The sequence below is a fragment of the Nocardiopsis salina YIM 90010 genome (assembly GCF_000341025.1).
Taxonomy (GTDB): domain Bacteria; phylum Actinomycetota; class Actinomycetes; order Streptosporangiales; family Streptosporangiaceae; genus Nocardiopsis; species Nocardiopsis salina.
Window position 1 is genome coordinate 104,579 of the sequence record NZ_ANBF01000169.1, and the last position, 11,288, is coordinate 115,866.

At 69.9% G+C, this 11,288-nt stretch carries 8 protein-coding genes; 3 read left to right on the forward strand and 5 right to left on the reverse strand.

Annotated features, from left to right (window positions below):
- Positions 1-25 precede the first annotated feature (25 nt).
- Positions 26-1,999 carry a threonine--tRNA ligase gene (gene thrS / locus D474_RS0119190; protein WP_017615129.1) on the forward strand — a complete coding sequence of 658 codons (1,974 nt, stop codon included), beginning with the start codon at positions 26-28 and terminating at the stop codon, positions 1,997-1,999.
- A 93-nt stretch (positions 2,000-2,092) separates the two neighbouring features.
- Here thrS and D474_RS32805 read toward each other — a convergent pair whose 3' ends face one another.
- The 5 genes from D474_RS32805 to D474_RS0119220 all read right to left on the reverse strand — a co-directional run bounded on the left by D474_RS32805 (position 2,093) and on the right by D474_RS0119220 (position 8,582).
- The gene (locus D474_RS32805) at positions 2,093-2,248 is read right to left on the reverse strand and encodes a hypothetical protein (protein ID WP_017615130.1); all 156 of its coding nucleotides are present in this window, start codon (positions 2,246-2,248) and stop codon (positions 2,093-2,095) included.
- A 96-nt stretch (positions 2,249-2,344) separates the two neighbouring features.
- Positions 2,345-3,004, reverse strand: coding sequence for a hypothetical protein (locus D474_RS0119200; RefSeq protein WP_017615131.1), 660 nt, complete (start codon positions 3,002-3,004; stop codon positions 2,345-2,347).
- A 688-nt stretch (positions 3,005-3,692) separates the two neighbouring features.
- Entirely contained in the window at positions 3,693-4,850 is a 1,158-nt protein-coding gene (locus D474_RS0119210; RefSeq protein WP_017615133.1) for an acyl-CoA dehydrogenase family protein, read from the reverse strand.
- A complete protein-coding gene (locus D474_RS0119215; protein ID WP_017615134.1) occupies positions 4,847-6,922 on the reverse strand; it encodes an acetyl/propionyl/methylcrotonyl-CoA carboxylase subunit alpha in 2,076 nt (691 codons plus the stop codon). The genes D474_RS0119210 and D474_RS0119215 overlap by 4 nt, the downstream gene beginning before the upstream one ends.
- A gap of 49 nt (positions 6,923-6,971) precedes the next feature.
- Positions 6,972-8,582 carry a carboxyl transferase domain-containing protein gene (locus D474_RS0119220; RefSeq protein ID WP_017615135.1) on the reverse strand — a complete coding sequence of 537 codons (1,611 nt, stop codon included), beginning with the start codon at positions 8,580-8,582 and terminating at the stop codon, positions 6,972-6,974.
- 347 nt (positions 8,583-8,929) lie between these two features.
- On the opposite strand from D474_RS0119220, the gene D474_RS0119225 reads away from it, so the two are divergent.
- On the forward strand, positions 8,930-9,442 hold the full coding sequence (locus D474_RS0119225) for a TetR family transcriptional regulator (RefSeq protein ID WP_017615136.1): 513 nt from the start codon (positions 8,930-8,932) through the stop codon (positions 9,440-9,442).
- Positions 9,443-9,598: 156 nt separating this feature from the next.
- Positions 9,599-11,071 carry a catalase gene (locus D474_RS0119230; protein ID WP_017615137.1) on the forward strand — a complete coding sequence of 491 codons (1,473 nt, stop codon included), beginning with the start codon at positions 9,599-9,601 and terminating at the stop codon, positions 11,069-11,071.
- The last annotated feature ends 217 nt before the right edge of the window (positions 11,072-11,288 follow it).

An 11,288-nucleotide genomic window follows, 5' to 3' on the forward strand; every position in this document is an offset into this window, starting at 1 on the left:
TTTCCACGTATCCCTAGGAGTTATCGTGTCCGCCGCGCCTGAGCTGCACATCACCCTCGCCGGAACCCCGCGTGCGGTGGCGGCCACGACCACCGCGGGGCAGGCGCTGGAAGCCGACGGCAAGACCGTGATCGCGGCCCTGGTCAACGGCGAACCGCGCGACCTCGCCCACGAGCTCGCCGACGGCGACACCGTCGAGCCCGTCGCGATCGGCTCGGAGGAGGGCCGGGCGATCCTGCGCCACTCCACCGCGCACGTGCTCGCCCAGGCCGTCCAGGAGCTGTTCCCCGAGGCCAAGCTGGGCATCGGCCCGCCCGTCGAGAACGGCTTCTACTACGACTTCGACGTCGCCGAACCGTTCACCCCCGCCGATCTCAAGGCCATCGAGAAGAAGATGCAGCAGATCATCAAGCAGGGGCAGCGCTTCGATCGTCGCGAGGTCTCCGACGACGACGCCCGCGCCGAACTGGCCACCGAGCCCTACAAGCTCGAGCTCATCGGCCTCAAGGGCGGGGCCGCGGAGGCGGCCGAGGGCGCCTCCGCGGAGGTCGGCGGAGGCGAGCTGACCGTCTACGACAACATCCACCCCCGCACCGGCGAACAGTGCTGGAAGGACCTCTGCCGCGGGCCGCACGTGCCCACCACCAAGTCCATCCCGGCCTTCAAGCTCATGCGCACCGCCGCCGCCTACTGGCGCGGCAAGGAGACCAACCCGCAGCTGCAGCGCGTCTACGGCACCGCGTGGGAGGACAAGGACGCCCTCAAGGCCTACCTCGCCTTCCTGGAGGAGGCCGAGAAGCGCGACCACCGCAAGCTCGGCTCCGAGCTCGACCTGTTCTCCATCCCCGACGAGATCGGGTCGGGCCTGGCGGTCTTCCACCCCAAGGGCGGCGTCGTGCGCCGGGTCATGGAGGACTACTCCCGCAAGCGGCACGAGGAGGGGGGATACGAGTTCGTCTACACCCCCCACGCCACGAAGAGCGCGCTCTTCGAGAAGTCCGGGCACCTGGACTGGTACGCCGACGGCATGTACCCGCCCATGGAGCTCGACGGCGGGCAGGACTACTACCTCAAGCCGATGAACTGCCCGATGCACCACCTGATCTTCGACGCGCGTGGTCGCTCCTACCGTGAGCTGCCGCTGCGCCTGTTCGAGTTCGGCACCGTGTACCGGTACGAGAAGTCGGGCGTGGTGCACGGCCTGACCCGCGCCCGCGGCTTCACACAGGACGACTCCCACATCTACTGCACTCGCGAGCAGATGGCCGATGAGCTCGACTCCCTGCTCACCTTCGTGCTCGACCTGCTGCGCGACTACGGGCTCGACGACTTCTACCTCGAGCTGTCCACCAAGGACCCGGAGAAGTCCGTCGGCAGCGACGAGATCTGGGAGGAGTCCACGCGGGTCCTGCGCCAGGCCGCTGACAAGCAGGGTCTGGAGCTGGTCATGGACCCGGGCGGCGCGGCCTTCTACGGCCCGAAGGTCTCGGTGCAGGCCAAGGACGCCATCGGCCGCACCTGGCAGATGTCCACGATCCAGGTCGACTTCAACATGCCCGAGCGCTTCGACCTGGAGTACACCGCCGCCGACGGAAGCCGTCAGCGTCCTGTGGTGATCCACCGCGCCCTGTTCGGCTCCATCGAGCGCTTCTTCGCGGTGCTGCTCGAGCACTATGCGGGTGCGTTCCCCGCGTGGCTGGCCCCGGTGCAGGCGGTCGGTATCCCGATCGCCGACGAGCACGTGCCGTACCTGCAGGAGGTGCAGGCCAAGCTGCGTGCCGAGGGTATCCGGGTGGAGGTCGACGCCGGCGACGACCGGATGCAGAAGAAGATCCGCAACGCCCAGAAGCAGAAGGTGCCGTTCATGGTGCTGGCCGGTGACGACGATGTCGCCAAGGGTGCGGTGTCGTTCCGTTACCGCGACGGATCGCAGAACAACGGGGTCCCGGTCGACGAGGCCGTGGCCGAGATCGTGGCGGCGGTGCGCGAACACCGCTGATCCGCGTCGCAGAACCCCGGAGTGAGCGAGAGCGGGGCGTCCACCACGGTCGGGTGGGCGCCCCGTACGTGTTCGCGGAGGGGGAGCTGGGGGTTACTTCTTCGCCCTGGAGCCGTCCTCGTCGTCGCCGAACAGGTCATCACGGGAGATGCGCGCGGTGGCGTTGGGGTCGGGGGCCTGCTCCTGCTCCTCGTCGTCGCGGAACAGGTCATCACGGGAGATGCGATGCGTCGCGTTGGGGTCACTCATGAGCTCGTACTCCTTGTGGATCGGGGCATGCCGGATCCTATCGCTCCCTTCGGACACCGGTGGCGTGCCGGTTCGCCGCCCGGTACCGGGGCCCGGTCAGTGTCCGGTACACCGTTCCCAGGTCTGGCGGGGGATGTGTTCGAGCAGGTCGATGAGGTAGTCGGCGGCGAGGAGGGCACGTTCGGGGTCCAACTGCATCGGTGCCCAGGTGAGCACGTAACCGCCGGTGAACCGCACGGGCAGCGATCGCGAACGGGGATCGGCCAGCAGCCAGGAGATCAGATCCCCGTCCAGCACCGAGCGCGCGAACTCCGAGTCGCCGCCGCTGGTGTCGAAGGCCGCTCCGAAAGGGGCGCCTTCCGCGGGGCCGGGGTGCGGGGCGCGGCGCCGGATCTCCAGATCGGTGCCCACACCGGGGGTACGCACCGCCACCACACGGTGGACGCGCTCGACGTGGCCGGTGCGCTGCTCCGTGGCGACCGGAACGGTCTGCACGTGTTCGAAGGCGGTCACCCGGTACAGCCCCAAGGAACCGGTCAGCACGTGCTGGTGGCGGGATCTCCGCACCCCGGGCTCGGCCGGGAGCGCGGCCTCGCCGAGAGGAGCGGGGTGCCGGTCGGTGTAGGTCCATCCGTTGTCGCGGGCCCAGGCGCGTAACTCGCCGACCCGCTCCTTGCCGAAGTGCGCGGCGACCGTGATCGCACCCACGGTGACCACGACGACGACCAGCGCGGTAGTCGGCAGGACGCCTTCCATGCGTACTCCTGCTGCTGGGGAGTGGCGGGGCGCGGGCCCCCTCGGGGGTTGCGGGCCCGTGGGGACAGGGGACCCGGATCGGCCTTCACAACCATTCTGTGCGGGGCGGGGGCGGTTGTCACCCCTCGCACGTGGCCGGATGGGGACGCTCCGTTGCTGATGGTGCCCCTGGGGTCGCCTGGGGCCAGGCCCTCGGGCGCGAGCACGATGTCGGCGGGGTTCGAGGTCGCTGTTCACGATGCCGGGCCGTGCACGTCACGAGGGCCTCGGAGATGATCTCCGGCTGACAGGGCACAACCCCAGGGGCGAGGACCGGGAGATCGATGAAGGCGGCAGATGTCGAACATCCCTGAAACGTGGTGCTCAGACATTGTCGCCCTCGTCGACCCGGTCCTCGGTCCCGAAGCACTGGTCCGTCCCTGCTCTCATCCGGGTCGCGTCGACCCGCGGGAGGTTCCGGCGGCGTTCGACGAGTCCCCGAGCGGTGAGCCTGCGCCGACGCGGAAGGGGCCGGACCTCGGCCACCTCCACCTCGATGCGGGTGAGGGGAACGTCTCGCCGGTTTCCACCGCGTCCACGACGGTGGCGGCGTGATTGCGGGATTCTCGCTGGGTGATGGTCCTCATGCGCGGAGTATGGCCCGATGTGTCTCACCGGGCTGCACTCGCCGAGCGATTGGGTGTTCCGGTCAGGTGGGCAGGTTCAGCTCCCGGGCGATGAGCATCTTTTGCACCTCGCTCGTGCCCTCGCCGATCTCCAGGATCTTCGCGTCCCGGTAGAAGCGGCCGACCGGGTAATCGGTCATGAACCCGTACCCGCCGAAGACCTGCGTTGCGTCCCGGGAGTTGTCCATGGCGGCGTTGGATGCCACCAGCTTGGCAATGGCCGCTTCCTTCTTGAACGGCTCGCCGGCCAGCATCCGCGACGCCGCGTCGTAGTAGGCCAGACGTGCGGTGTGCGTGCGCGACTCCATCTCGGCGATCTTGAACTGGATCGCCTGGTACTCGCCGATGTGGTGGCCGAACGCCTCGCGCTCGTGTGCGTAGCGCACGCTCTCGTCGACACACCCCTGCGCGAGCCCCACCGAGAGCGCGGCGATCGCGATCCGGCCCTCGTCCAGGATGCGCAGGAACTGGGCGTAGCCGCGCCCGCGCTCGCCGACCAGGTTGGCCTCTGGTACACGACAGTCCTCGAAGACCAACTCGTTGGTGTCGGAGGCGTTCCACCCGACCTTGGAGTACTTCTGCCCGAGCGTGAACCCGGGCGTGCGCGCCGGCACCAGGATCGCGGAGATCTCCGGCCGCCCGTCCGAGCGCCGCCCCGTCACCGCGGTCACCGTCACCAGCGAGGTGACGTCGGTCCCGGAGTTGGTGATGAACGACTTCGTGCCGTTGATGACCCACTCGCCGTTCTCCAGGCGCGCGGTGGTTCGCGTGGCCCCCGCGTCGGAACCGCCGTCGGGTTCGGTCAGCCCGAACGCGCCCAGTGCCCGCCCCGAGCACAGGTCCGGAAGGTAGGTCTTCTTCTGCTCGGGGGTCCCGAACCGGTGGATCGGCATCGCCCCGAGCGAGACCCCCGCCTCCAGTGTGATTGCCACGGAGGAATCGACCCGGGCCAGCTCCTCCAGGGCCAGGCACAGGGCGAAGTAGTCCCCGCCCATCCCTTCGTGCTCCTCGGGGAAGGGCAGACCGAACAGGCCCATCCGACCCATCTTGGCGACGATGTCGTAGGGGAAGGCCGAACGCTCGTAGAAGTCGCCGATCACCGGGGCGACCTCGGTGCGGGCGAACTCCTCGACGGCGGCCCGCAGGTCGGCGTGCTCGGTGGACAGTTCGTGGCGGTTCATCGCTGCTCCTCGCTGTTGGCGGGGGTGGTGGCTTCCGACGCCTCGTGGCCGTCGGCGCCGGGTGTGACGGTGACCAGGACCGCGTCCATGGGCACCGGGGTCCCGGGGGAGACAGCCACGGCGGTGACGGTCCCGTCGAGGGGAGAGGGCACCGAGTGCTCCATCTTCATCGCCTCGACCACGGCCAGCGCGGTTCCGGCGGAGACCTCCTGGCCGACCTCCACCGGCACGTCGAGCACGGTGCCGGGCATGGGGCTGCGCACGGTGCCGTCGGTGGCGGTGTCGTCCTCGCGCAGGGCTGCGGCGACCGGCTCCTCGTGCAGGGTCCAGGCCAGGCCGTCGGCCCCCACCCAGCGATGCGTGCTCGCTGGGTCGGCCGCGCGGGTGAAGGTTCGGGTACGTCCGGCGTGGGTCACGGTGAGGAGGGTGCCGTCGGCGCTGCGGCGGGCGCGGGCCTGGACCGGTTCGCCCTCGTCGACGCAGACCTGGAACCCGTCGCCGCTGCGCCGCACGCGCACCACCGACGAGTCACGCCGCGGTGCCCGGAGCCGCCACGGGGTCCAGGAGTTCTCGCCCATGCGCCACCCGTCGGGGACCGAGAAGCGGTCGGGGGACGGAGCACCGCCGGGCTCCAGATCCAGCTGCAGGTCCAGCGCGACCGCGGCCTGCACGTACTCGGGCGCCTGCTCGGGCGCGGCCTCGGGCGGGTCGGCCTCGATGAGGTCGGTGCTCAGGTCGCCCGCGACCACACGGGGGTGGAGCAGCAGTCGCCGCAGGTAGGCGGTGTTGGTGACGCATCCCAGCAGCAGATACGAACCCAGGGCGCTGTCCATACGGCGCAGCGCCTCGGCGCGGTCCGCGCCCCACGTGACGACCTTGGCGAGCATCGGGTCGAAGTCGGAGGTGACGACCGTTCCCTCCGTGATCCCTGAGTCCACGCGCACCCCGTCGCCCCGGGGTTCGGTCAGCGACAGCACCGGGCCGCCGCTGGGCAGGAACCCGTGGTCGGCGTCCTCGGCGTAGACCCGGCACTCGACCGCGTGCCCACGCATCGACACCTGCTCCTGGCCGAAGTCCAACGGCTCACCCCGCGCCACCCGCACCTGGAGTTCGACCAGGTCGATGCCGCGCACGCCGTCGACGGCCACGACCTCCTCGGTCACGGGGTGCTCGACCTGCAGCCGGGTGTTCATCTCCAGGAACGAGAAGGACACCCCGCCGCCCGGATCGGTGTCGGCGATGAACTCGACGGTGCCGGCTCCCACGTAGCCGCAGGCCTTGGCGGCGGCGACGGCGGCCTGACCCATCTGGGCTCGCTGGTCCGCGGTCAGCAGCGGGGACGGCGCCTCCTCCACGACCTTCTGGTGGCGCCGCTGCAGGCTGCACTCGCGTTCGCCGAGGTGCAGCACGTTTCCGTGGGTGTCGGCGAGCACCTGTACCTCGATGTGGCGCGGGCGCTGCACGAGGCGTTCGACGAGCAGAGTCTCGTCGCCGAAGGACGCACGGGCCTCCCGGCGTGCCGCAGCGGCGTCGGCGAGCAGGGTGTCGGGCCCGTGCACCGCTCGCATACCCTTGCCGCCCCCTCCGGCCGAGGGCTTGAGCAGCAGCGGGAACCCGGTTTCCTCGGCGCGGCGCCGCAGGTCGGCGTCGGGAAGCGGAGTGCCGGGCTCCTCGGTGAACCCGCCCAGGACCGGAACCCCGGCGGCGGCCACCGTCTCCTTTGCGCGGATCTTGTCGCCCATCGCCTCGATCGCCTCCGCGGGCGGGCCGATCCACACCAGCCCCGCCCCGGAGACCGCCCGTGCGAAGGCGGCGTTCTCCGACAGGAAGCCGTACCCGGGGTGGACCATGCCGGCCCCGGTCTCCTGCGCGGCGATGATCACGGCCTCCGCATCGAGGTAGCTGGGCACCCTTACGGCCGTTTCGGCGGCGAGGGTGTGCGGGGCGTCTGCGTCCGCGTCGGTGTGCACCGCCACCGTGCCGATCCCCATGTGGCGCAGGGTGCGCATCACGCGCAGGGCGATCTCTCCCCGGTTGGCGACCAGAACGGTCGCCGGGGGTGTCGTGCTCATACTGTCTCCAGTGCGGTGCTGCGGGCCAGGGTCTGTTCGTTCACGGGGCTCACATCCGGAACACGCCGTAGCCCACGGGCTCCAGCGGTGTGTTGCGGGCGGCCGACAGGGCCATGGCGAGCACGTCGCGGGTGTCGGCCGGGTCGATGACGCCGTCGTCCCACAGGCGGGCGGTCGAGTAGTAGGGGCTGCCCTGTTCCTCGTACTGGTCGCGGATGGGTGCCTTGAACCCCTCCTCGTCCTCGGCCGACCACTCCTGCCCGCGGGCCTCCAGCTGGTCGCGGCGCACGGTCGAGAGCACCGACGCCGCCTGCTCCCCGCCCATGACGGAGATCCGGGCGTTGGGCCACATCCACAGGAACCGGGGCGAGTAGGCGCGCCCGCACATGCTGTAGTTCCCGGCGCCGAACGATCCGCCGATGACCACGGTGAACTTGGGGACCCGGGCGCACGCCACGGCGGTGACCATCTTCGCGCCGTGCTTGGCGATGCCCCCGGCCTCGTAGTCGCGCCCGACCATGAACCCGGAGATGTTCTGGAGGAACACCAGCGGGATCCCGCGCCGGTCGCACAGTTCGATGAAGTGGGCTCCCTTGAGCGCGGACTCCGCGAACAGGATCCCGTTGTTGGCGACGATCCCGACCGGATGTCCGTGCAGGTACGCGAAGCCGGTCACCAACGTGGTTCCGTACTCGGCCTTGAACTCGGTGAACTCGCTGCCGTCGACGACACGGCCGATCACCTCGCGCACGTCGTACGGGGTCCGGGTGTCGGAGGGCACCACCCCGTACAGCTCCTCCGGGTCGAGCTTCGGCGGGATCGGGGGGCGCGTCTCCCAGGCCGGGGCGTCGGGCGGGCCGAGGGTGTCGGCGATGCGCCTGACCTGGTGCAGGGCGTCGGCGTCGTCGTCGGCCAGGTGGTCGGTCACGCCGGACACGCGGGAGTGCAGGTCCCCGCCGCCCAGGTCCTCGGCGCTGACGACCTCACCGGTGGCGGCCTTCACCAGCGGGGGACCGCCCAGGAAGATCGTGCCCTGTTCCCGAACGATCACAGCTTCGTCGCTCATGGCGGGTACGTAGGCGCCGCCGGCGGTGCACGAGCCCAGGACCGCGGCTGTCTGAGGGATGCCCAGCTCGGACATGGTCGCTTGGTTGTAGAAGATGCGGCCGAAGTGCTCTCGGTCGGGGAAGACATCGTCCTGCATCGGGAGGAACGCGCCGCCCGAGTCGGCGAGGTAGATGCAGGGCAGCCGGTTGTGCAGCGCCACCTCCTGCGCGCGCAGGTGCTTCTTGACCGTCATCGGGTAGTAGCTGCCGCCCTTGACGGTGGCGTCGTTGGCCACGATCACGGTCGGTCGCCCGGCCACTCGGCCCACCCCGGCGATGATTCCGGCGCCGGGTGCGTCCTGGCCGTCGGCGCCGTACATGCCGTGTGCGGCCAGCGGTGCGATCTCGAGGAACGGCGAACCGGGGTCGAGGAGGAGGTCGACACGTTCACGCGGCAGGAGCTTTCCCCGTTCGACGTGGCGGGGGGGGGCCTTCTCGGGTCCGCCCAGGGCCGCGGTGGCGATGCGTTCGCGCAGCTGCGTGGCCAGAGCGCGGTTCGCGGCGTCGTTGGCGGCGAATGCGGGCCCGGCGGGGTCGACCGCCGAGCCGAGCACAGGTGCCCTGCTCATGGTGTCCTCTCGTGGAGGGGTGTTAACCGTCACTAACATCGGTGATGTTAATGACTACTAACATCGGTGTCCAGGGCCCTGTTCGGTGGACGCCTTCCGTCGCTCGACCGGCCACTGCATCGACGGCGTCGTCCGAGGGGTGGCCGGTGACGGGTGGGCATGCCGGGCCGCGCTGTCGCAAGGCCGTGGAAGGCCTCGGCCGACCACGTCACCGACCTGACCGAACAGCCGCCCTGGTGCGGTACGGAACCCGGACGAGAGTGGGGACGACATGGCGGCGAGACCGGCAGGCGAGCGCCGGGCGCACATCNGCCGAGCACGGATACCGGGGGGTGACCATCGACGACCTCGGGCGTGCCGTCGGCACCACCGGGCCGGCCCTGTACCGGCACTTCGCCGGCAAGGAAGCGCTCCTGGGCCAGGTCCTGGTCGACATCAGCGCGCGCCTCTCCGAACAGGGGGAGGAACTGCTCGCCCGCGCAGAGCATCCCGATCATGCTCTCGACCTGCTCCTGCACGGGCACATCGCCTTCTCCCTCGACGAACCCGCGCTCATCACCGTGCACGACCGCGAGCTCGGAAACCTCACCCCGCAGGACCGCGACCGCGTGCGCCGCCTGCAGCGGGGATACGTCGAACAGTGGGTGGGGGTCCTGGCCGACCTGCGCCCGGAGGAACCCCGCAACGCCCTGCGCGCCTCGGTGCACGCCGTCTTCGGGCTGCTCAACTCGACTCCCCACAGCCGCGGCACCGTCGGGCGCGAAGCCATGGCCCGTCTGCTGTTCGCCATGGGCCGATCGGCTCTGACCGCCGGGCGGGAAGCACCAGGGCAAACCAGCACGTGACCTCTGATGCCCCCTGATGTGCGGTGATGGGAGGCGCAACCGCTCCGGTCGCTTGGGTCTGTGTTGACCGGGCTCCGGGTAGGGCCGCCCAGGAGGCGTCCCGGAGCACGAGGCCGGCGCCGGGGCGCGAGTACGCGTACAAGGGGGAGGCCATTGATGGTCGACGGACCGCGCACCAACTCGAACCCGCACACGACCACCACGGCGGGCTCACCCGCGCCCAGTGACGAGCAGTCGCTGAGTGTGGGGCGCGACGGGCCACTGGTCATGCACGACGTTTACCTGATCGAGAAGATGGCGCAGTTCAACCGCGAACGTGTGCCCGAACGAGTCGTGCACGCCAAGGGCAGCGGCGCCTACGGAACCTTCAGGGTTACCAACGACGTCAGCGCCTACACCTGCGCCGACCTGTTCCAACCCGGCCGTGAGACACCGATGCTGGCCCGCTTCTCCACGGTCGCAGGCGAGATGGGGAGCCCGGACACCTGGCGCGACCCGCGCGGCTTCGCGCTGAAGTTCTACACCCAGGACGGCAACTACGACATGGTCGGCAACAACACGCCGGTCTTCTTCATGCGGGATCCGCAGAAGTTCCAGGACTTCATCCGCTCCCAGAAGCGCGACCCTCAGGCCGGCCTGCGCGACAACACCATGCAGTGGGACTACTGGTCGCTCTCGCCGGAGTCCGCGCACCAGGTCACCTGGCTCATGGGTGACCGTGGTCTGCCGAAGTCGTGGCGGCACATGGACGGGTTCTCCTCGCACACCTACATGTGGGTCAACGCCGAGGGCCGACAGTACTGGGTGAAATACCACTTCCTGACCGACCAGGGAAACGATTTCCTCACCCAGGAGGAGGCCGAGCGCATCTCCGGTTCGGACCCGGACCACCACCGGGCCGACCTGTTCGACGCCATCGAGCGTGGCGAGTACCCGAGCTGGACGCTCAAGGTACAGCTCATGCCGGTCGAGGAGGCCGAGCAGTACCGCTTCAACCCGTTCGACCTCACCAAGGTGTGGCCGCATGCCGACTACCCGCTCGTCGAGGTCGGGCGCATGACACTCGACCGGAACCCGGACAACCACTTCATCCACATCGAACAGGCCGCCTTCGAGCCGTCCAACCTCGTGCCGGGTATCGGGCCGTCGCCGGACAAGATGCTCGTGGCGCGCCTGTTCTCCTACGCCGACACGCACCGCTACCGCATCGGGGTCAACTACAACGAGCTGCCTCCGAACCAGCCCCGTGTTGCGGTGCGCTCCTACTCCAAGGACGGCAGTATGCGTTCGGTTCCACCGAACGTCGGAGCCGTCTACCACCCCAATTCCTACGGTGGGCCGGACGTGCCGCAGCAGGAGAAGGTGGACCCGGCCTCGTGGGACGTGCAGTCCGGGGAGCTCGTGCGCCAGGCCTACACGCCGCACCGTGACGACGACGACTTCGTCCAGCCTCGCGCGCTGATCCGCGACGTCATGGACGACGCGGCCCGGTCACGTCTGGTGAGCAATGTCGTCGGGCACTTGTCCTCGGTGGATGACGAGGGGGTGCTCCAACGAGCGCTGCAGTACTGGCGCAACATCGACGGCGAGACGGGGGACCGGATCGCCGCCGGTCTCGGCCGGGGCTGAAACGCCGCAGGCTCCGCGCTCGGCCGGCGGCCCCGGGGTCCGAGAAGGGGTGCCGGGGCCGTCGGCGTGGGGCCTGTGACAAGAGAAGGGACGGCCGACCACGTGGGTCGACCGCCCCTTCCCGAGCGGGGATTCTCCTTACAGCTCGGCCTGAGCCGCGTCGGCTTCCTCGACCGGGGCCTCCTCGGCGGGGGCTTCCTCGACCGGGGTCTCCTCG